The sequence below is a fragment of the Caballeronia terrestris genome, from assembly GCF_001544515.1.
Lineage (GTDB): Bacteria > Pseudomonadota > Gammaproteobacteria > Burkholderiales > Burkholderiaceae > Caballeronia > Caballeronia terrestris.
The window spans coordinates 1-21356 of the sequence record NZ_FCOL02000004.1; the positions used below are offsets into that span (position 1 = coordinate 1).

Sequence of the window (21356 nt, forward strand, 5' to 3'; positions counted from 1 at the left end):
CCGATGCACAAGCTTCGGTCGGCTCGTATGGCTACTCGAGCGGCGCGGACCACCAGGAAATCGTGATCGTCGGTATCCGCCACAAGTTCTAAATCTTTGGTTCTGCCTATCTGATCGGCAACCCATTAGCGGTGTGATGCGTAGACCAGTACCGCTAATGACCGAATTGGACGCAGTTTTCCAAACGAGATTCTAGACAGGCATGACAGACGGCTTGGTTGCTATGCACCGAGCCGTTTTTTTATGGGCAGTTGGGATTCCAATCGTCGATAGCCTTTTAAAGGCGCCTTCGGCATTTAAGCGTTGATGGGACATGGTAGTCAGCGAAGTTGCGGCGGATGGCAACCCACTTTTGGCTCTGCGCGTTAGGGCTAGGCGGTTCGAGTGCGCTCTCCTCGAGGTCCGACACGACTTCTGAACAGCCCGAATTGTGGTCGGCCTGTAGCAGGAAGCGGGCCCCTGTAGCTTCGGGGAAACAAAGTGTATGCGGAGAGCGTTCTGTTTTTTATCAGAACCGGAAACCCGACCCTGCCCACTATGCCCCTTGAGCGATCTGAAGCCCCTGAGGGGTTTATACAGATTCTTTTTGACCGCGCAGTCTCCTATCCTAACAGTGCGTCCTGCCCAGCATGACAGGGCGCATTTTGTAAGTGCATTGGTCTTGGTGCCCGCCTAAAATCCCCCGGTGGCGGGCTTTTTTTCGTCCTATCGTGGGAACGCATTCCGGACCCAGCATGACGAGGGGCGCTTTCTGTTTTCTCCTGTTTTGGCTTGATGCCCGCCCAAGGTAGCCCGTAAGCGGGTTTTCTTTTGCCTACTACATCGCGCCCCACCCCCATAGGCCCTCAGGAACGATTGAGACCTCCCTTTGACGGCTGGAGGCCCCCGGGGGTCCCCCACGCGGCCCTTTTCATCTCAGAGCCCTCCAGAAACCCCTGATTAAGCCGTTATCAAGGAACAAAGGATGCCCTTTCGGGAAGGTGCTTCTTTCTCTCCAGTTTCGGCCGCCTTCGGGTGGCCTTTTTTTCTCCATGCGCCTGGCCTCCTGGCCCCCGGTCTTCCCTTCTGGCAAACAAGGCCCCCTGTCTGCGGCTGAAGGGGTACCGGGGGGTGGAGGGTACTGTATGTGCGCATGGATGGCCGTATGTACGTATGGCTGTCTGGGCGGATGGGTCGGGGTCAGGTCGTCCCCTTGAATCTCCAGCGGAGCCCACCCACTCGCGAGGTCGAACAACAACGTGGGGTTCGAGGATTTAAGAGATTTCTTTGAAAGAGGGTCCCGGCAGGGGTAATGGGGGGTCTTTTATGAGCAGGAATGAGTGTGCGAAATCGTCCAATTGCGAACAGGTTCCTAGAGGGTGTGCGAAATATAGCTTGATCCTATTACGAACAGTTGTTAAGATTCGTACATGGATTTCGCACAGGCCCCCTTGGCTCATTCCTTAGGAAGCTACCGAACCATGCGCACCTTCGCTTATGCCCGCGTATCCCGCACAGAACTGAACACAAGCAACCAGCTGCAGGAGATTCAATCGGCAGGGTTTGATGTAAAGCCCTCGCGGATCGTTGAGGAAACCGTGAGCGGCAGCGTGGAGGCCTTCAAGCGTCCTCTCTTCGCCAAGCTGGTCGAGAAGCTGGAGCAGGGTGATGTGTTGATCGTCACCAAACTTGATCGGCTGGGAAGGTCAGCCCTCGATGTGCGGTCCACGGTCGAGAAGCTGGCAGAGATGGGTGTGCGTGTGCATTGCCTCCAGCTCGGGGGAGCGGATCTCACCAGCTCAGCAGGGAAGTTGATTATGGGTGTCCTCAGCTCGATAGCCGAATTCGAAAAGGATCTGATCATCGAACGCACACAGGCTGGGCTGGCCCGTGCGAAGGCTGAAGGGAAGCAGCTGGGCAGGAAGTCCGCCCTGAGCCCTCAGGAGCAGCAGAAGGTCCGTAATGCCCTTGCTGAGGGTGTATCGGTGTCCCAGCTGGCCCGTGATTACGCAACCTCCAGAGCCACGATTCTGCGGGCCAAGGCTGCAGCGTAAGTCTTGTTTCACAATGTGAAATATTAAAGATGGTTGCCCGGGGTGTCGTTTCATGAGGCAAGCGAAGCCGGCCCCATATAAACCTAATTTACGGGGATTGGGTGATGGTCTCTTTCGATCATGCTTCCGGCCTTCCTGCCCTGAGCCCTGAGGGTTTCCCGAGCTTCTTGGAGACCTTGCAGGCCGGGGCCCTTGGGAATACCTCAGGGAGTCGGCAGGGGCCTGTGGGAGCCCCTTGGAGCTGGTCTGTGTATGTTCCCCTGCAATGATTCTAGGGTAAGCCTAGAAGCCCTACCCATAAGGCTCTAAGGGAGACTGGGGGTGTAACCCTAGGGGATGACTTTTGAGGGGAGAGTGAGTAAATAACACCCCTTGGCGATTCCCGAAACCCGACCCTTGAACAATGGATACGCATGGCAACGACACTTAAAGAGCTAGAGACCAAGTGGAGCAAACACGATACTGAGGAGCTCCCCCGAAGGTTGCCATTGGATAAGCTGAAGCTACTCCCCGAAGTTTTCCAGCCTAGGTTTGAAGCCCATACCGATACCCCACCAAGCAAGCGTGATCGAAAGGACGGGATTGTCCATAAGCACCATGTGACCGAGCTTTCCGTTTTCCTCAAAAGGGACCTGAAGAACGAGCTGGACCCGATAACAGTCTTGAAGGTGGGGAGGATGTATTACCTGATGGATGGACATCACAGGCTGGCGGCGTATCGCTTGGTAGGGAGGCAGGAGATACCGGTCACATGGTTTCCCGAAGGGCCAGCACTCGCCGTGATCGAAGCAGGTAGGATAAATTTCAAAATAGTTGCGCAGTCGGACACAGCCACCAAGACACAACGAGCTTGGGACATGGTGATAGATGACTACGGGTGGTCCCGTTCTCAGATCGTCACAGCTACCACGGTGGTGGAGAAGACCGTCAACACCATGCGAGTAGCCAAGCGAAAGCTGGAGGAGCTGGGCGAGCCCCTTCCTAAATCATGGCCCGCAGCACGGATGATTCTCAGGCCGGAACGGGATAGCGACACCGATGAACACAGTGGACTTCCGAAGCATGTAGAGAAAGATGTTGCCGAATGGACCAGACGCCTGAAGGACCAGATTCCCGTACTCAACAATAGCGGGAAGGCTGACATGCTGGCACTGGCCTTGATGCGGTTTTCCCCGAAGCGATGCAGGGATGTAGCCCTGAGGCTGGTCTGGGAACTAGACCTGTATGAGCACATCGAGATGGAACACAAGCAACTGAAGGAAGAGTCGAAACATGCCTATGAGATGGACGAGGATGAGGCTGCACAAGGCGATTTCTAGCCCTCCTGCAGCGCTTCTGAGCGGGGTTCCCCGGTCCTTCGAGTCCGCGGAGTCTCCTGCGGCGTTCCCAGGGGCTCCCTGAGGGCCTTTCCATTGTGTCAAATGGACTTGACAGAAGTACCCGCGCCGCCATTCAACCAAGAAACCAAGGAAGTTTGCAAGGAAGGAACCAAGTGACGAACGGGAGTGTTGCCCTCGGGGAAGTAGCTCAGCGAGCAAGTCACATTGAGCTGGCCTGTACGCGTTGTGATCGGAAGGGAAGGTATCGGTTGGCGCGGCTGGTCGAGGCCCTTGGCCCTGGGTTCCACGTTACTGATCTGGGTGCGGAGCTGGCGAGCTGTCCACGAAGGGAAGCATCGAGTCACGGGGAGCGCTGTGATGTGTTTTTCCCGAACCTGTTGAGGATTTTGGAAGGGGATGAACAATCGTCCACGCCTGAGGGAAACTGAGGACTTACAGGAGAAAAAATGTACGAACCACGCGACGATTACACCCCGTAACCAGCGAGGAACTTAACGACCATCTGATTCAACTTGAGATTTCAGTTGACACCTTGGCGGATGAGTTCAAAGAATTCCGCAAAGATGTAGAGCGGCGATTCGATGTGATGGAAGAGCGATTCGATGCGATGGAAAATGCACTCAACACAATCCTGAAGGCTCTCGGCAAACAGGATGACCAACTGGAGACCATCGAGACATATGTCACCAAACACGATGACCAACTGATAGACATCAAGGGATACGTCAGCAACCTTGGCTGATCTGGCACCCCGCGCACGAGGGGACTGAGGGGTCTTCGGATGGGTAGAATACGGCCCGGTTCACTTACAGGAAAATGACAATGAAGAGCTGATACGCGGGGATCACGGCAGGACAGAAGAGCATGTTTTTCTGTATCACGGGAACGCTCACGGCAAGCGGCCTGGTTGGTAATAGCACTCAACTCACGAGCCCCCTCTTGCTGCCGTTCGGAAGCATCCCTCTGCTCGTGCTGATTTACTTCCAGCTAGGCGTGACGAAGAAAACCGAAGCGAACGGTGAAGCCTGAGTCCTCAAGCGTCCGCGCTCTTCGTGGGAATCCGCGCCGCCTCTGCAGCAGCTTGCTCCAACCATTTCGCTAAGACGCCGAGAGGAGACCCTTTCCCGTACTTTGCAACATGGCCCGCTTGCGCCCACCCCTGTATTTCGCAGACGATGTTTTCGGGACACTCCGCCGCCCTCAGCAAGTCCCGCATACCGTGGCGCATGCCATGGGTCGTTGCCGTGATCCCGTAGGACCTGAGCCGAATTCCGAGGGCTGCGCTTGCTGCATTGGCCCTACACCCCTTGTCGTCTGTGTATCGACCAAACAGATAATCACCAGTGGCGAGGCTCAGGGCCCTTCGGAGAGCCTGTAGGGCCGTAGGGGTCAACGGGACCTTGCGGGTACTAGCGGGGGTTTTCAGGTCCCGAGATTCATAGGGGCGGATATCGATGTAGGGGACTTGTGCCGAAGGGTGACAGTCTTGGTTCCTGAGGCCCGCTATCTCAGCTAGACGTGCGCCGGTGTTGGCAATCAGGGTAAGCATGGCCCCGAGGTCGTCTGTCTGGCCTATGTCACCTACGCCCTTCTGGAGAGCTTGGTATTGCTTGACGGTGAAGGTTTCGCGCTTCTGTTCGCCCTTGGCATCCTTGGAATATTCGATGGACCCGGCCCAGACATTCTTGATTGGTAACTCATGCTCGGTGACGGAGCGATTGAAAGCGGCCCTCAAGGTGGTGATGTAGCGCTGGATGGTTGTGGTGCTGATCGGCTTTCCGTTCGCGGCGTGCTTACCCTTCTCTAAGTGGTCGACAAAGCGGCGGACATCTGAGCGCCTGTAGTCCCCGAGGGGCTTATCCCCGCAGAGCTCTATCAGGTATTGGAACGGAAGCGTTGCAGACTTCAGAGCCTGTGCCGAATCCGTCTTTCTTGCGGCGTACTCCCGCTGGCAATCCGAAGCACGATGCTTGAGACGTCCTTGCTGAATCTGGAAGGCCGTTCGATGGACTGGCGGAAGATAACGGTCGAGTACCTCAGGCGGGACCGTGCTTGCTTCTCGTATGTGATCCGGCAACTGCTCGTCTAACAAGTCGTGGAATGCCCATAGAGCGCCCTCGTGGGTATCGTCTAACCTATCGGGATGAATTCCATACTCAGTCAGCAGCAACCTTGCCTTCGCGTCGATACCTTCATCGGTGGACGTGGATCGGAGCGACTTCCAATGCTTGTCCTGTTCACGCACCAATTGAGCAATGAGCCTAGCGGCTACCTTGAGGTCTTCTGTGCCTAGACTTTGCTGGACCCATTGAGAACCAAGGACCCCTTGGAGGTCCCGAGGAACGCGGCGCTTGAACCAGAGCATCCCGCCATCGCGGTAGCGCTGCCATAAGTATTTGACGGTCACGGTTAAGACTGGCGAGAGACTGAGGCGCATTGTGGTCTGTCCTGTGGTACGCAATGTGGTACGTTACAGGGACCTTTGGAACCTTGAGAACCTTATCGGGAGGGGCTTTGACCGTAGTATAAGGCATTTCGGTGGTCTCCCCGGCAGGAATCGAACCTGCATCTAGCGCTTAGGAGGCACTCGTTCTATCCATTGAACTACGGGGAGCTGGCCGGCCGGACGGCGATGTCGTCGCAGGGCCTTTCCGGCTTCGATGCCTCTTCCTATTGAGGCGCCGGTGCTGGCTGCATGGGGCATTGCCAGCGATCGCAGAGTATAGCAAAGACGATCGCGCGCGTTCTCCAGTAAGTCCCGAAAGCGCGAACCTAAAGGCGTTGAGGGAAAGTACCTATCCAGCAAAGCCCGCCGATGCCGTCAGTCAATGATGGACCACCCCGATACCAAGCCTCAAGGCGCGTTTTCGGCGCTGTTGGCAGACCAGGATCTGGCGCACCTCGAACTGGTGTTGCGGCGCTCGCTCGAGTGCGATTTCGGCGGTCCGATTCTGCTGCCGTCGTACTGGCGGGAGAGGCTTTCGCTCATCACGCGGGCGTCGCATCTGTCGCGCACGCAGATTCAGACGGTTCATCGGCTGTATCTACAGCTCGATGCTTTCGAAGCCGTCTGCCGGAAGCGTGACGACGAACGCGCCCAGGCGAACGAGCCGCACGCCGCCGATGCAATTCCGCTTGGCGTCACGGTTCGTGCGAAAAAGCGCGCGCGCAGCGCCTGATCGCGCGATTGCGAAAAAAGGCCGTTCCAGCGTTAACCGGAACGGCCTTCCATCAATGACGATGCCACTCAGTGCCTATGCCGCATCCACCAGTCGCGCAGCTGATGATGTGAGTGGTGATGCGTCGCATGCCGCATCAGCATCCGCTGCCGATGTTCCTCGCGCCAGTCGTGAGCAAGCAGCACGATCGCGATGGCCGCCAGTCCGGCGAGCCCGACCAGGATGTTGCTGAGATCATGCATGGCGCCCTCCCGTTGCGGTCGCGGCCCTGTCTTAATGATAGGTCACCGCGACCGGAAACTCATGTGCGAATGCCCGCGCTCCGCTCAACCGTAACGCGCTTTTCTGCATGCGCGTGCGCCTCTAGCCCACCGCGCCCTTGCAAACACACAACCGTGTCACCCGCGCCGCGCCTTCTGCATTTGCGCATGCGCCGCGAGCCTGACCGCCGCATTCGCCGCGCCGTATCCATCGTACCCGCCGCGCCGCTCAATCACCTCCAGAAAGAACCGCTGATCGAGCTGCTCCGTGTACGCATGAAAGAACTCCCCGCCGCGCTCGTCGCGGTCGTAGAGAATGTTGTGCTCGCGCATCGCGTCGATCTGCGCGTCGGGCAATGCGTAGCGCGCCGCCAGATCGTCGTAGTAATTGCGCGGGATGCGCAGAAACTTGACGCCGTTCGCAGCAAGACGCGGGATCGCATCGAAAATGTCCGGCGTGCTGAACGCAACGTGATTCAGTCCCGATCCGCGATACGTCGCAAGCGATTCCACCACCGCCGTGTAACGATCGATCGACGCGTTCAACGCAATGCGGACCGACCCGTCGCGGCTTCGCACCGCGCGGCTGCGCACGAGGCCGTACGGATCGGGCACGAGCACGCTCGGCTCCGCCTCGAAGCCGAACGCGGTGCGGAAAAACAGCACCCACGTATCGAGCGCATCGGCGGGTAGCGAGAGACACACATGATCGATGCGTTCCAGCGGCCCGCTTTCGCGCGGTGCGCCGGCGTCGTCGAGCACGAAATCCGATTCCCAGAGCGTGGGCGCGCCGGGCGCTTCGTCGACGAAATAGCCGAGACTGCCATCGGGCGCGCGCACGCCGGGCAACACGCGCTCGTTCGGTCCGATCCGCCCGGAGAACGGCGTGTAGCCGTAGGCTGCGGCGCGCTCGAAGGCGCGCTTTGCATCGTCGACCCGAAACGCCGACGCGCACAGTGACAACCCGTGCTGCTGGAAAAACTCGCTCGCGAATGAATCGGTTTCGGCGTTCAGCACGATCGATCCCGATCCGTGCCGATACAGCGTGACGTCCTTCGAACGATGCCGCCCCGCAAGCCGAAAGCCGAGCTTGCCGAGCCAGCCGGCGACTTCGGCGCGCGTGGCGTCGTCGACGGCGAATTCGAGAAACTGGAAGCCGATGTGCGCGGGCGGTTCGGGCGGCGCGAACAGAATGTCGGGCGCCTTCTGGCCGAGCGCCGAGCGCGTTTCTTCTTCGAGAAAACGCAGCGACCGGTGGCCGTCGGCGGCGGTGACGGCGGTCGGCGCGGCGCGAAAGCCGTCGTTGAAGATTTCGAGCGACAGCGGCCCTGTGTAGCCCGCTTCGAGCACGCGCGCGGTGAACGACGCGACGTCGAGCGCGCCCTGCCCCGGAAAACAGCGGTAATGACGGCTCCATTCCAGCACGTCCATCGCGAGCACGGGTGCGTCGGCGATCTGCACGAACGCGATGCGCTCGCCCGGAATCGACGCGATTTCGTCGACGGAATCGCCGATCGAGAGCGTATGGAAGCTGTCGAGCACGAGGCCGAGGTTCGGGTGATTCACGGCATCGACGAGCCGCCACGCGTGCTTGTACGACTTGACGTGCCGCCCCCACGCCAACGCCTCGTAGCCGACGATCACGCCGGCCTCCTCCGCCGCGCGCGCGAGGACACCGAGCTGTTCGGTGATGAGGGCATCGTCGGCGATCGTTTCCGGCGACACGTTGCTGCACGCGAGCATGCGATCGGTGCCGAGCTGATGCATCAGATCGAACTTGCGTTTCACACGCTCGACATTGCGCGCGAGCCGCTCGGGCGAGACGCCTTCGAAGTCGCGAAACGGCTGGAACAGGTAGATCGCGAGGCCCAGGTCTTCGGCCATGCGGCGCACGTCGGCGGGGGTGCCGTCGAAATAGAGCAGGTCGTTCTCGAAGATCTCGACGCCGTCGAAACCCGCCGCGCGGATCGCGTTCAGCTTCTCGACGAGCGTGCCGCTGATCGATACCGTCGCGATGGATGTTCGAATGGAACGCAAGGCCGCCTCCTGGTCGTGCTGTCGCCGATGAGCGGTCATGGTATCGCAAACTAACCAGACAGTACAAATTTCGAAGGCACAAAAAAACCGTTCCGGGACATGTGGAACGGCTTTTTTTGAATGATTTAGCTCTCGCGCCGCATGAACCTTAGCACCGCATCGACGATCATCTCGCGATGCCGCGCGCGCGAGCGCGGTCCCGACGGATCACGTCCGAACGCCGCGCCCCACGTGTGCCGGTTCGCGACGCGGTGAAAGCAGAACGAGCTGATCATCAGATGCAGATCGATCGGATCGACGTCGTCGCGGAATTGGCCCGCCGCCACGCCGCGCGCGATCAAATCCTCGATCGTGCGCACGACGCTCGAATTGCGGTTCTTGAACGTCTTCGACTGCTCGATATATTTTGCCGCGTGCACGTTCTCGATCGTGACGAGCCGCACGAAATCGCGGTGTTTGTCGTGATAGTCGAAAGTGAATTCGACGAACTGGCGCAGCGCCGCCTGCGGTTCCAGTTCCGCGAGCTGCAATTCCTGTTCGAGCGCGCGGATGTCGCCGTAGACCTGTTCAAGCACCGCCTCGTACAGCCCTTCCTTGCTGCCGAAGTAGTAGTACAGCATGCGCTTCGTGGTGTTCGTGCGCTCCGCGATGGCATCGACGCGCGCACCCGCCAGCCCCATCGCCGAGAACTCCTGCGTGGCGATGTCGAGGATGTTGCGCTTGGTCTCCTCCGGATCGTACTTGCGCCGTGTCTCCGGCGAAGGCGCAGCACTCGTAGGCGTTGCGGCCTTGCTTCCTTTTTTCATTTTTCTGCGTGGTGTCTCGGCTGGAGCGGCAATCGGAAATCGATTCTAGCACGGTGAAATGCGCCATCCGGCCGTCAGTCCGGGCATCGCGGCAATAGTCCTTCGCCTATAATTCGCGCGGCAACCCATAAGGAATCGCATGACCTTCAAGACAGTTCTGACCGGCGCCATCGTTGCATTCCTGACCGTCGCGCCGCTCGCCGCGGATGCGCAAATGGCGCAGCAATCGCCTTCGTCCGAAAGCCTCGCGATGGAAGGCGTGCGCACGAGCGGCAACATCGCGCGCGGAGCGGCCGACGTGTGCCACATCGATCGCGCGAAAATCGATCGTTTCAAGGCAGCGGCGAAGCAGAATTTCCCGGCGGCACCCGACTTCGAAGGCGCCTGGAATCTGGGCTACACTGAAGCGCAATCGACCGTCGACCGGTTCGCGAAACTCAAGTCGAGCAATCCCGCCGAGTATGCGAAGCAGATCCACGAGGCGTGCCCGGCGCTCGATCACGGTATCGACGAAGTCACCAACGGCGGCAAGTAGCCAATAGTCAGTCCGCGCGCCGGTCGTTCTCCGCGTTGCCGTAGTGCGCGCGCTTTTCCGCGTACATGACCGCGTCGGCGCGTTGCAGCATCGCTTCCAAGCGCTCGCCATCCTGCGCCGTCGCCGCGCCCATCGCGAAACTGAGCGGCATCCCCGAATAGAACTGGTTGTTCACTTCCACCAGTTGCCGGATGCTCTCCATCACCTGCTCGCCGCCGCGCTCGTCGGTGCCGGGCAGCAGCACGACGAATTCGTCCCCGCCGATCCGCGCCGCCTGGAACGGCTTCTCCAGCGCCTTGCCGAGCACCTCGCCCGCGCGGCGCAGGAGCGCGTCGCCGGCGGCGTGGCCCAACTGGTCGTTCACGCCCTTCAGGCCGTTCACGTCGACGGCGATCGCCGTAACCGGGAACGGACCCTTGCGCTCCAGCCGGTTGATTTCATCGACGTAGAACGAGCGGTTCTTCAGCTTCGTCAGCACGTCGTGCTTGCCGAGGAATTCGAGATACGCCTCGGCCTTCTTGCGCGCGGTGATGTCGGTGAGCGCGACGAGCACGAGGTCCCAGTCGCGCTCGTGTCCCGGAAACACCGAGAATTGCAGGTGCACATTCAGTTCCGCGCCTTCGAGCGAATAGTTGATCACCTCGCGCTGATGAAAGAGCCTGTGCTCCCACAAGTCGATCAACTGCTCCTGGAAGTGCTGCTGCATGTCGTCGCGGAAGATGTCCGCGAGACGCGCGAGGAGCGTCGGCTTGGTCGGAGCGGCGAACATCTTCAGCGTGTGCTGGTTGACGTCGAGCACGTGGATTTCCTGCATGCAGCGCTCGACGAACTCCGGATGAACGTTCGTGAACGTGCGGAAATCGACGATGCCTTGCTCGCGCACCTCGTCGAGCAGTTGCTTCACCGAACTGAAATCCTCCACCCACAGCGACACCGGCGAATGCTCGAAGAGCCCGCGCGCGTAGAGCTCGCTGTGCGCGGCCTTGCGACGCACGTCTTCCAGCTCGGTGATGTCCTCGATCGTCACCAGCACGCGATCCCAGCGCGCCTCGTGGCCCGGCAGGATCACGGCCTTCAGCAGCACGTCGAGACGCCGGCCGTCGAGCGTGTAGTTCACCGTCTGGCTCACGAACTGCGGCTTGCCGGACCACAACTGGTCGAGTTCGTCGACGTGCGTCTGCAACATGTCGTCGCGAAAGACGCTCGCGAGGTTCAGCACGAGATGATCGACGTCCTTCGCGGCGAAGAGCGACAGCGTCCGGCGATTCACCTTCAGCACGCGAATCCGCGACGAGCACGCGCTGATGCGCGCCGGGTCCTCGGCGAGATGCGCGCGCAGGTCGGTAACGCCTTCTGCGCGCCAGCTTTCGAAGAGCTCGCGCACCGCGCTGAAATCCTCCAGCCAAAGCGAGACGGGCGCGAGGTCGAACATGTCGGCGTCGTCGGTGGGGGCCGTTGCGGCCGCGGCGTTCAGTGGCCGGGACGCGGCGTGGGCCACGCGCCGCTCGTCGTTAGGCATCATCGTCCTTTCGGCTCGCGCCGGTTCCAGATTTGTCTCATTATTGTAGCGCTTCATATTTCACGCCCGCAGCAGCGGGCGTGCGGCGCCAGGCGGCACTCGGTGGGCCATCTCGAAATCGGGGGCCGATGCTAAACTCGAAAAGGCCCGGCGCCGCATCGCTTGGCAGCACAAGGAACCGGCGGGCATGTTTGCTGCACGCAGACTGCCCGGCGAACTCGAAGCGCCGTGATCCCAACCCTAAGAAAGGAGGCACGAATCTCATGGCTGATTTCCGCATCTGGTCCGACGAATTTCCCGCCAATGGCTTCCTGACGAAGGCGCAGGAGTTCGATCAGCAAGCCTTCGGCGGAGCGGGCGAGAACATTTCGCCCGCCTTGCAGTGGGACGACCCGCCCGCCGAAACGCAGAGCTTCGCCCTTACCGTCTACGATCCCGACGCCCCTACCGGCAGCGGCTTCTGGCACTGGGTCGTGGTGAACATTCCGCCGGAGGTCCGGTCGCTGCCGCGCAACGCCGGCAAGGCGGACGGCAGTCTCCTGCCCGCCGGCGCGCTGCAGTTGCGCAACGACTACGGCACGGTGGGCTTCGGCGGCGCGGCGCCTCCGCGCGGCGACAAGACGCATCGCTACATTTTCCGCATCCACGCGCTGCAGGCGGGCAAGCTCGAACTCGATGCCAACGCGACCAATGCCGTCGCGCGCTTCATGACGCACTTGAACGAAATCGATTCGGCGACTTACACGGGCCTCTACGAGCTGAAATGACGGCAGCGGTCTCTTAAGAAAAACAATGGCGCGGGCGAAGCGGCCACGCGCCTTCCTTTTTGGCCGATCGATGGACGCAGAACAAGGCTTACCTTTTCCCCAACGTTATTGGGCGATCGCCGTCGTCGCGCTCGGCATCACGCTCGCGGTGCTCGACTCGGCCATCGCCAACGTCGCGCTGCCGACCATCGCCCGAACGCTCGACGCCGCGCCCGCCGATTCGATCTGGGTCGTCAACGCCTACACGCTCACCATCACCATCGCGCTCCTGCCGCTCGCCTCGCTCGGCGACCGGATCGGCTACCGGCGCGTCTATATGACGGGGCTCGCGGTCTTCACGGTCGCGTCGTTCGCGTGCGCGCTCTCGAATTCGCTCGTGACGCTGACGCTCGCCCGCGTCATCCAGGGCTTCGGCGCGGCCGGGATCATGAGCGTCAACACGGCGCTCGTGCGCATGATCTACCCGCCCGACCAGCTCGGGCGCGGCGTGAGCATCAACGCGACGGTGGTCGCGATCTCGTCGGTGGTCGGACCGACCGTCGCCTCGGGGGTGCTCTCGATCGCGCCGTGGCCGTGGCTGTTCGCGATCAACGTGCCGATTGGGATCGTCGCGCTTGCGCTCGGGATGCGCGCGCTGCCGTCGACGCCCGGCCACCGTCGGCCCTACGACTACGTGAGCGCGCTCATGAACGCGCTGGTTTTCGGCCTGGCGATCACGGCCGTCGACGGCCTCGGGCACGGCGAGCATCGTCCGTACGTGATCGCCGAATTCGTGGCGGCGGGTGTGATCGGCTACTTCTTCGTGCGGCGGCAACTGACGCAGAGCGCGCCGCTCCTGCCCGTCGATCTGATGCGCATTCCCGTGTTCGCGCTTTCGATTGCGACGTCGTTTTGCTCGTTCACCGCGCAGATGCTGACGTTCGTCTCGCTGCCGTTCCTGCTGCAGGACGGCTTCGGCATGACCCAGGTCCAGACCGGCTTCCTGATGACGCCGTGGCCGCTCGTCATCGTATTCGTCGCGCCGCTCGCGGGCGTGCTCGCCGACCGCTATTCGGCGGGGATGCTCGGCGGCATCGGCCTCGCGATCCTGACGGCCGGACTCTTGCTGCTCGCAACGACCGGCATGCATCCCACTCCGTTCGATATCGCGTGGCGCATGGCCGTCTGCGGGCTTGGCTTCGGGTTGTTCCAGTCGCCGAACAACCGGCAGATGCTGTCGTCGGCGCCGCGCAATCGCAGCGGCGGCGCGAGCGGGATGCTCGGCACCGCGCGGCTCTCGGGGCAGACACTCGGCGCGGCGCTCGTCGCGCTGATCTTCGGTGTCGCGCCGCAGCATGGCGCGATCATCACCCTTTATGTCGCGGCTGGATTCGCTGCGGCGGCGGCAGTCGTCAGTTTGATGCGGCTCGCGGGCAGGCGCAGCGCGGAAGCGGCGTGAAGCGGGAACGCATTTGCGCTCATCAAGCGCTTGAAAGGGAAGCGCGGACGCGGCCTGACCATAGGCGCGCTGACGAGCAGGCAGCGCCTGAAGGCGCGGCGCTGGGGCGGCTGGACGCCGGGCGCGCACTGGCGGGCGCGGAGCGCTTGAAACCGCAATGTCGGAGCAGCCTGACGGCGCGCGCTGGCGGCACGAAGCGCTTGAAGCGCAGCGCCGAAGCGCCCCGACGACAGGCAGCTTGAACACGCGCCTGGCATTCCGATGCAAGCGCTTCCATACGCTGGGCACACCCCTTGCTGCGGCCAGAGGACGAAGTTCCACGAGACTGGAACGGTTATCCCGCCTCATCCGCAAGAGAAGGAGTGTTTTCGTGCCCAATCCGCTTAATGATTGCAAGATCGCGATTCTCGCGGTCGACGGCTTCGAGCAAGCCGAACTCGTCGAGCCCCGGCGCGCGCTCAAGGAAGCCGGCGCGCAGGTCTTCGTAATCTCGCAAAAGCCGGGGCAAATCCAGGGATTCAAGCACGTCGACAAAGGCGACAAGATCGATGTCGACCTGACGTTCGATCAGGCCAAGCCGGACGACTACGACGCGGTCGTGCTCCCCGGCGGCGTCGTGAACGGCGATGCGATCCGCGTCGTGCCCCAGGCGCAAGATTTCGTCAAAGCCACCGATCAGGCGAAGAAGCCGATCGCGGTGATTTGCCACGGCGGCTGGCTGCCGATCTCGGCGGGCATCGTCGCGGGCCGGACGATGACGAGCTGGCCGAGTCTCCAGGACGACATTCGCAACGCTGGCGGCACGTGGGTCGACCAGGAAGTGCAGATCGACGGCAATTTGATCACGAGCCGCAAGCCCGACGATTTGCCCGCCTTCAACAACGCGTTGATCGATGCATTGAGCGGGCGGCAAAACGCTGCGTAGGCGCAACCTTCCGATGATGCCGTGCTAAACCGCGCGGCGCGCCGCCACCCGGTCGACGCGCAATGGCAATTTTGCATGGGACCAGAGTGAGCGCATTGGCCGACAGCGCCAACTCTGGATCGACACAAGAGACCAGAATGCCTAGAAAATCCCTCATCAATCTGAATAACCTCTGCGCCGCGACCCTCGCGCTCGGCTGCGCGTTCGCTTCGCTCCCTCACGCGCAGGGCAACGCGGCATCGGGCGCCACGAAGGCCGCCGCGGCAATGTCGGCGACCGAAAAACTCTCGCCAAGCGACCAGCAGTTCATCCAGGACGCGGGCCAGGCGGGCGCCACCGAAATCGCCGCGAGCAAGCTTGCGCTCAGTAAATCGAGCGACGCGCAGGTGAAGCGCTTCGCCCAGCGCATGATCGCCGATCACGCGAAGCTCGCGCGCAATCTCGACATCCTCGCGAAGCGCCACGGCATCACGGCGGCGCCGAGCGCGGATTCGGCGGTGATCGGCAGTCTGCAAAATCTTCAGGGCGCCGAGTTCGACAAGGCATATATTGAGAAAGTGGTCGGCGGCCATCAGAAGGCCGTCGAGCTCTTCAAGAAGGAAAGCGAGAGCGGTAACGACGCCCAGCTGAAAACCGCGGCAACCCGCGCGCTGCCGATCGTCCAGCATCATTACGAGATGGCGCAGCAGCTCGCGAAGGCGAAGGCATCGGCATGAGCGCCCTTCCCGCTTTCCCCCATCGTCCGGCCTATGAGGACTCGACCATGCACATCACCTTCGCGGACGATCCGCCGGTTTTCGACGGCGTCGACCTGGAACTCAATTTCACCGCACTCGTCGACGGCCAGCCGGTCGTCTGCTCGATCACGGTCGAGGCGCTGGAGGACCATTTCGGCGCGGAATCGGCGCGCGAGGAACATATTCTGCCCGCCTACGAGCAGGGACGCCCGCGCATCCGCGCGGTGTGCGCCGAAGTGCTCGACGACAACCGCGGCCAGCCGGTCGTGCTGAGAAGCGGGCTCTTTCGCGTCACGGGGATGGAGCCGAAGTAGCTACGGCGCGCTCCCGTCCGTCTAATAAATCCATCCGAAAACGGAGGCAACATGTCGCTGATCATTGCAGGCCGTTTCCAGACGTTTCAGGCCGCCGAGACCGCCGCGCAACGGCTGTTCGCGCGCGGCTTCGTCGAGGAAGACGTCACGCTGTTTTTCGTGAACCCGAGCGGCCAGCACGCGCGCCATCCGATTGGCGGCGACGTCGGCACCGATGCCGGCGCGCAGGCCGCGCCCAAGGGCGCGGGGCGCGGCGTGACGATTGGCGCGGTGATCGGGGCGATCGTCGGCGCGGCGGTGTTTGCCGTATTCAAGGCGCCGCTGATCGTGTCGGCGGTGGCGGCTGGCGTCGGCGCGTATGTCGGGTCGCTGGCAGGCGCGATGTCGCTGATGCGTCAGTCGAAGCCGCATTCGCCGGGGTCGCAGCACAACGCGGAGACTGCGCGGCATGCGGGCGTGCTCGTCGCGGTGCACGTGTCGCCGGAATCGAAGGACGATGCGGCGACGATTCTGCGCGAGTCGGGCGGGATGGACATCGAGCGCGCGTCGGGCCGCTGGCAACAAGGTCGATGGAGCGATTTCGATCCGTTGAAGCCGCCGCAACCGGCGGGTGAATACGCCGAGCGACGTGCCTGAAGCGTTGTAAGAATGCCGCCTGTTAGCCCAGGCGGTTTTTTTAGTCAGCCTCTACACCCAGACCCGCGTGTGCCGTTCATGTGGCACGGCGGTCCGCTGGCCGACTGGACGCTCGCATGTCGCGGGTACGACGTGCATCGTGCGCGGCGCATAGGACGGTTCGCACATTTGATCGACGCCCACGGTTGCTCCTTCTTCCTGGGTATCCAGCGTGCGTTGCCGAATCTGCATGACGATCACGGACTCACAATCGCCACGCACACGAGCAACTCGCGATGGTTGATCTCATGACATTCGGCGCGTTTGTAGACGCCGACGCGCCTTTCTCGGGCCTGAAAAAGCAAACACCATGCCGCGCGAAGAAAAGCGTAAAAAACCGCTCGAATCGCAGACCCAGGCACGTCGCGTGCAACTAGCTATGGACCGCGTCCCGCATCGGGACTCATTGCGGGAAACTTCGATCACTAAGGAGGTATTACATGAGCACGAACATCGTATCGGTACTCAATGATCTCGTTGAAACGTCGAAGGACGGGGAAAAGGGCTTCCTCAAGGCCGCTGAAGATACGCGCGATCCGAGCCTGAAGCAGTTGTTCGCGGGCCGCGCCGAGGACTGCACGCGCGGCGCGCGCGAACTACAGGAACTCGTCCAGCGCCTGGGCGGCACGCCGGAAACGGGCGGCACGGTCGGCGGTGCGCTGCATCGCGGCTGGATGGAGGTGAAGTCGGCGGTGACCGGTCGCGACGACCACGCGATTCTCGCGGAGTGCGAACGCGGTGAGGACGTCGCGAAGAAGAACTATCGCGATGCGCTCGACAAGGAACTGCCGGCCGACGTGCGCGCGGTCGTCGAGCGTCAGTATCAGGGCGTGATCCAGAATCACGACCGCATCCGCGACCTGCGCGACCAGTACGCTGCTGCGAAGTCGTAACCCACGACGCGCCGCAAGCGCTACGTAGCACCCCGCCGCCACTGCCTCACGGCAGTGGCGGCTTTTTCATGCGCGCGCCCGAAAAAAAGCCCGGCGCGCTTTTGCGGCCGGGCTTTTCAGGATGCGACGCTCGCGATTACTGCGGCGCACCCTTGTCGTTCGTCCCAAGCGACGATGCCGCCGCAGCCGCAGCCGCGCCCTTTTGCTTGTGCGCCTTGTTCTGCTGATGCAGGGTGGTGCCCTTGGACGGCTTCGCCATTGCGCCCGACGCCGCGTTCATCGAATCCGGCGCCGCCGACGGCCCGTTCGATGCGCCGCCGCTGTTGCCGCCGCCCGCGTTCTGCGCGAATGCCGACGCCGTAAACGCGAATGTCAACGCGCCGATCAATGCAATCTTTTTCGTGCTCTTCATCGAAATCTCCTTTTTCCCTGAGGCCTGCCTGCATTGCGAGACCATGCAGCCATGTTTTAACGTCGTCTCGTACTACGCCCTGCTCGTTGCTCACTGCTTCGCATGAAAATCCGCGCGGGACGCGAACCGTTGATCGAACGGCCGCGTCCCGCGCGCATCAGAGGCAAGACCCGGCGAACCGGGCCTCACGCGCCTTCGCCCTTACTTCGCGACGATCTTGAGGTGGTTCTTGACGTGCGACACGCCCGACACGCCCGACACGACGTCTTCCGCCGCCGACTTGTCGTCCGCCGACGGCACCGAGCCCGTCAGCGATACGACGCCCTTGATCGTCTTCACGTGGATGTGGGTGGACTTCACGTTCTTCGCGGCGAGCAGTTCGGCCTTGACCTTGGTCGTGATCGCGCTGTCATCGACCTTCGTTCCCACCGTGGTGTCCGCCGGTGCCGACGGCGGAGTCGTCGTCACTTGCGCGTTCGCGTTGAGCGCGAACACGACTGCTGCGATACCACCGGCTGCCTTCAGGATCTGGGTCGTTTTCATGGAAATAACTCCTTCTTTTCGATTTTGAAAGTACGGTCGCGCTGGCTCAAGCCAGTCGGACCGTCTCGTTAGTGATGCTCTTATACGTCACGCCCCGTAGACGCGAAACGTGCAAGCTCCTGCGCAACTTGTGTGCCGCACGGGCAAAAGCGACCGGGCCCGCGCGCGTCTCATCGGACGGAAAACCGCGCCGCGACTGGGTTTGCGGGCCACACTAAACGTTTCTTCGACGAATGGATTTCGACGTTCGCGACGCGCTCGAAAACGCGTCGCGCCCTGCGGCGCTTTTGTCGGAGGACGTGTAAAAACTGCGTGGAACCAGCCCGCGATCGCCCCCGCAATCCGCGTGCACGGAGCGCGAAAACGAGACGCCAAGCGGGTGTCGGCACACATGGCACGGCTCGTGCTTTAAAGGCTAGCACGCAAGACGTTTCGTTAAGAACAAATCGAGGATTACCACGCAATGCCGCCATCACTAGAACTCCGCACCAAGCAAAGCCTTGCGCTCACGCCGCGTCTTCAGCAATCGGTCCGCCTGTTGCAGCTTTCTTCACTCGAGTTCCAGCAGGAGTTGCGCAACGCGCTCGACACCAACCCGTTCCTCGAATACGACGAGTCGACGACGGAAGACAACGCCCTAGGCAATGACAACGGCAGCTCGATGACCGACTCGACGTCATCGAGCCCCGCCGACAGCCCGGCCGAAGCGCCACTCGCCGCCGACAGCGCCCAGGATTCCTCCGACAACGGCGATTCCTCGTCGCACGAAGATTCGATGAGCGAATTCTCGTCCGATCCGTTCGGCCGCTCGGCATCGCGCAATGGCGGCGACGGCGAAGGTTCCGATCCCGCCGACTGGGTCCGCATCGAGCCGTCCCTGCACGACACGCTGCACGACACGCTGCGCCTCTATCCGCTGAACGACCGTGATCGCGCGGTGGCGCAACTGATCATCGAAGCACTCGATGACGACGGCTATTTGCGCCAGGATCTTTCCGAACTGGCCGACCTGGTCGATATCCATCCCACGCTGCTCGAAGACGAACTGAACATCGCGCTCAAGCTCGTGCAATCGCTCGACAAACCGGGCGTCGGCGCGCGCAATCTGTCGGAATGCCTGTCGCTGCAACTCGAAGCGATGCCGTCGACGACGCCCGGTCGCGCCGTCGCGCTCGAAATCGTGACGCATCATCTGGAGCGGCTTGCACGGCGCGAACAGGCGGAGTTGCAGAAGAAGATCGGCTGCAGCGCGGACGAACTGCGCATCGCCTGCGCGCTCGTGCGCAAGCTCGATCCGAAACCGGGCGAGAACTACGGCCAGGCCGAGGACAACTACGTTGTACCGGACGTGATCGTGCGGCAGGTCAAGAAAAGCTGGGTCGTGACGATCAACCCGGCCGTGCTGCCGCGGGCGCGCATCCACCGGATGTATGCGGAGTTGTTCGCGCAATCGGCGGGGGCGAGCCGTTCGCCGCTCGCGCAACAGTTGCAGGAAGCGCGCTGGCTGATCCGCAACGCGCAGCAGCGTTTCACGACGATTCAGCGCGTCGCGGAATGCATCGTGTCACATCAGAAGGCGTTCTTCGACTACGGCGAAATCGCGCTGAAGCCGCTCGTGCTGCGCGACGTCGCGGACGAACTCGAACTCCACGAATCGACGATCTCGCGCGCCACGGGCAACAAGTACATGGCGACGCCGCGCGGCATCTTCGAATTCAAGCACTTCTTCCCGCGCGAACTCAGCACGGAAAGCGGCGGGACGTGCTCCGCCGCGGCCGTGCGCGCGCTGCTCAAGGAAATGATCGCGAAGGAGAATTCGAACGATCCGCTGTCGGACGTGAGTCTCGCGAAGATGCTCGCGGATCAGGGCGTGATCGTCGCGCGCCGGACGGTGGCCAAGTACCGGCATCTGATGAAGGTGCCGCCTGCGGAATTGCGCCGGCAACAGGCTTAATCAGTTTCTTTCGGTTTTCCAGCGCCTTCGAGGTTCTTTTCGAAGGCGTTTTTGTTTCTGCGCCCTGCTGCTTTATCGCCACCCTGACTCGCGATGCGTACGCTTGCGCGCCGCCGTCGCGGCGAGTTCAGCGCCGAGCAGGAACACCGCCGCCGAGTAATAGAGCCACATCAGGATCACCGCGAGCGAGCCGGCCGCGCCGAACATGTTCGCTGTGCCTGCGTGACTCAGGTAGAACGCGAACAGGCGCTTTCCGCCTTCGAACAGCAGCGCCGCCGCGAGCGCACCGAGCGCCGCGTCGCGCCATTGCATCCGCGTGCTGGGCAGGAATTTCAGCAGGACGGTGAACGCGAGCATCAGCATCACGAGCGTGATCATGCGCTGCGTGACGCTCGCGAGGAAAACATACGGACTGCCGTCGCCGAGGACGAGGTGGCCGAGCAGCTCGACGAGCGCATCGAGCACGAGCAGCGCGACGATCAAAAGCCCCGAGCCGACGACCAGCCCGAACGAGATCGCCCGCACGCGCAGCAGGTTGAAGACGCTCTCGCGCGCGCTGACGGCGGGCGTCGGCCAGATCACGTTCAGCGCGCTGTGCAGTGAAGAAAACGTCGCCGACGCGCCGATCAGCACGCCCGCCGCCGACAAAATCGCCGTGCGCCGCGCAATATCCGCCTGCCAGGCGTTCGCGACAATCGCTTCGAGCGCGCGCGCCGCATCCACGCCCACGACGCCGCTGATTTCGCCGAAAAGCCGTCCCTGCACGGCATCGGCGCCGAAGAAGATGCTCGCCACCGAAATCACGATGACGAGCGTCGGCGCGATCGAAAATGCCGCAAAAAACGCGATCGATGCGGAGAACATCAGGCAGTGGTCCTGCGTCCATTGCGTGACGGGGTCGACGATCCACGAGAGCCAGCCATGCAGCTTCGAGGTCCGGCCTTCGGCGACCGGTGCGGGATTCGGGGTGTCGTGATTCATCGTCGGCG

Annotated in this window: 22 protein-coding genes and 1 tRNA gene; 14 read left to right on the forward strand and 9 right to left on the reverse strand. The window is 61.9% G+C overall.

Translation table 11 applies throughout. The annotated features are described in order from the left end of the window. Positions 1–1460: 1460 nt before the first annotated feature. The 4 genes from AWB67_RS04590 (at position 1461) to AWB67_RS40730 (ending at position 4402) form a co-directional block, all read left to right on the forward strand. Complete coding sequence (locus tag AWB67_RS04590; protein ID WP_087655070.1) at positions 1461–2033, forward strand: recombinase family protein; 573 nt, start codon at positions 1461–1463, stop codon at positions 2031–2033. 413 nt (positions 2034–2446) lie between these two features. Continuing rightward, positions 2447–3352: a ParB/RepB/Spo0J family partition protein gene (locus AWB67_RS04595; RefSeq protein ID WP_087655071.1), complete on the forward strand. Its 906-nt coding sequence runs from the start codon at positions 2447–2449 to the stop codon at positions 3350–3352. A 553-nt stretch (positions 3353–3905) separates the two neighbouring features. After that, on the forward strand, positions 3906–4115 hold the full coding sequence (locus tag AWB67_RS04605) for a hypothetical protein (protein WP_087655073.1): 210 nt from the start codon (positions 3906–3908) through the stop codon (positions 4113–4115). Between the two features lie 122 nt (positions 4116–4237). Next, entirely contained in the window at positions 4238–4402 is a 165-nt protein-coding gene (locus tag AWB67_RS40730; RefSeq protein ID WP_159964784.1) for a hypothetical protein, read from the forward strand. A 4-nt stretch (positions 4403–4406) separates the two neighbouring features. Here the strand turns inward: AWB67_RS40730 and AWB67_RS04610 are convergent, their stop codons facing one another. Beyond that, entirely contained in the window at positions 4407–5810 is a 1404-nt protein-coding gene (locus AWB67_RS04610) for a DUF6538 domain-containing protein (RefSeq protein WP_087655074.1), read from the reverse strand. Between the two features lie 102 nt (positions 5811–5912). Further along, a tRNA-Arg gene (locus AWB67_RS04615) sits at positions 5913–5987 on the reverse strand. Between the two features lie 214 nt (positions 5988–6201). Here AWB67_RS04615 and AWB67_RS04620 point away from each other — a divergent pair. Next, positions 6202–6552: a hypothetical protein gene (locus AWB67_RS04620; protein WP_235025039.1), complete on the forward strand. Its 351-nt coding sequence runs from the start codon at positions 6202–6204 to the stop codon at positions 6550–6552. A gap of 68 nt (positions 6553–6620) precedes the next feature. Here AWB67_RS04620 and AWB67_RS40735 read toward each other — a convergent pair whose 3' ends face one another. The 3 genes from AWB67_RS40735 to AWB67_RS04630 form a co-directional block, all read right to left on the reverse strand. Beyond that, on the reverse strand, positions 6621–6794 hold the full coding sequence (locus AWB67_RS40735) for a hypothetical protein (RefSeq protein WP_159964786.1): 174 nt from the start codon (positions 6792–6794) through the stop codon (positions 6621–6623). A 156-nt stretch (positions 6795–6950) separates the two neighbouring features. Continuing rightward, complete coding sequence (locus tag AWB67_RS04625) at positions 6951–8840, reverse strand: bifunctional sugar phosphate isomerase/epimerase/4-hydroxyphenylpyruvate dioxygenase family protein (protein WP_087655297.1); 1890 nt, start codon at positions 8838–8840, stop codon at positions 6951–6953. A 134-nt stretch (positions 8841–8974) separates the two neighbouring features. After that, positions 8975–9655: a TetR/AcrR family transcriptional regulator gene (locus tag AWB67_RS04630; RefSeq protein ID WP_087655075.1), complete on the reverse strand. Its 681-nt coding sequence runs from the start codon at positions 9653–9655 to the stop codon at positions 8975–8977. A 139-nt stretch (positions 9656–9794) separates the two neighbouring features. On the opposite strand from AWB67_RS04630, the gene AWB67_RS04635 reads away from it, so the two are divergent. Further along, positions 9795–10190, forward strand: a complete 396-nt coding sequence (locus AWB67_RS04635) for a hypothetical protein (protein WP_235025040.1) — start codon at positions 9795–9797, stop codon at positions 10188–10190. Between the two features lie 7 nt (positions 10191–10197). Here the strand turns inward: AWB67_RS04635 and AWB67_RS04640 are convergent, their stop codons facing one another. Beyond that, positions 10198–11709 (reverse strand): sensor domain-containing diguanylate cyclase, encoded by a 1512-nt coding sequence (locus AWB67_RS04640; RefSeq protein ID WP_087655299.1) that lies wholly within the window; start codon positions 11707–11709, stop codon positions 10198–10200. A gap of 263 nt (positions 11710–11972) precedes the next feature. Here AWB67_RS04640 and AWB67_RS04645 point away from each other — a divergent pair, with 263 nt between their 5' ends. The 7 genes from AWB67_RS04645 (at position 11973) to AWB67_RS04680 (ending at position 17458) form a co-directional block, all read left to right on the forward strand. Further along, entirely contained in the window at positions 11973–12476 is a 504-nt protein-coding gene (locus AWB67_RS04645) for a YbhB/YbcL family Raf kinase inhibitor-like protein (RefSeq protein WP_087655076.1), read from the forward strand. A gap of 70 nt (positions 12477–12546) precedes the next feature. Further along, positions 12547–13914: an MFS transporter gene (locus tag AWB67_RS04650; RefSeq protein WP_087655300.1), complete on the forward strand. Its 1368-nt coding sequence runs from the start codon at positions 12547–12549 to the stop codon at positions 13912–13914. Between the two features lie 370 nt (positions 13915–14284). Then, entirely contained in the window at positions 14285–14839 is a 555-nt protein-coding gene (locus AWB67_RS04655; RefSeq protein ID WP_087655077.1) for a type 1 glutamine amidotransferase domain-containing protein, read from the forward strand. Positions 14840–14976: 137 nt separating this feature from the next. Beyond that, the gene (locus AWB67_RS04660) at positions 14977–15555 is read left to right on the forward strand and encodes a DUF4142 domain-containing protein (protein ID WP_087655078.1); all 579 of its coding nucleotides are present in this window, start codon (positions 14977–14979) and stop codon (positions 15553–15555) included. Continuing rightward, positions 15552–15890 (forward strand): DUF1488 family protein, encoded by a 339-nt coding sequence (locus AWB67_RS04665; protein WP_235025041.1) that lies wholly within the window; start codon positions 15552–15554, stop codon positions 15888–15890. Before AWB67_RS04660 ends, AWB67_RS04665 begins: the two co-directional genes overlap by 4 nt. A gap of 51 nt (positions 15891–15941) precedes the next feature. Then, complete coding sequence (locus AWB67_RS04670; protein WP_087655080.1) at positions 15942–16526, forward strand: hypothetical protein; 585 nt, start codon at positions 15942–15944, stop codon at positions 16524–16526. A 479-nt stretch (positions 16527–17005) separates the two neighbouring features. Then, positions 17006–17458 (forward strand): PA2169 family four-helix-bundle protein, encoded by a 453-nt coding sequence (locus tag AWB67_RS04680; protein WP_087655082.1) that lies wholly within the window; start codon positions 17006–17008, stop codon positions 17456–17458. Between the two features lie 136 nt (positions 17459–17594). Here AWB67_RS04680 and AWB67_RS04685 read toward each other — a convergent pair whose 3' ends face one another. Both AWB67_RS04685 and AWB67_RS04690 read right to left on the reverse strand, forming a co-directional pair. Continuing rightward, the gene (locus AWB67_RS04685; protein WP_087655083.1) at positions 17595–17870 is read right to left on the reverse strand and encodes a hypothetical protein; all 276 of its coding nucleotides are present in this window, start codon (positions 17868–17870) and stop codon (positions 17595–17597) included. A 201-nt stretch (positions 17871–18071) separates the two neighbouring features. Beyond that, entirely contained in the window at positions 18072–18413 is a 342-nt protein-coding gene (locus AWB67_RS04690) for a BON domain-containing protein (RefSeq protein ID WP_087655084.1), read from the reverse strand. A 463-nt stretch (positions 18414–18876) separates the two neighbouring features. Here AWB67_RS04690 and AWB67_RS04695 point away from each other — a divergent pair, with 463 nt between their 5' ends. Then, on the forward strand, positions 18877–20367 hold the full coding sequence (locus AWB67_RS04695; RefSeq protein ID WP_087655085.1) for an RNA polymerase factor sigma-54: 1491 nt from the start codon (positions 18877–18879) through the stop codon (positions 20365–20367). A gap of 72 nt (positions 20368–20439) precedes the next feature. On the opposite strand, the gene AWB67_RS04700 is transcribed toward AWB67_RS04695, so the two are convergent. Then, positions 20440–21348, reverse strand: a complete 909-nt coding sequence (locus tag AWB67_RS04700; RefSeq protein WP_087655086.1) for a YihY/virulence factor BrkB family protein — start codon at positions 21346–21348, stop codon at positions 20440–20442. Positions 21349–21356 lie beyond the last annotated feature (8 nt).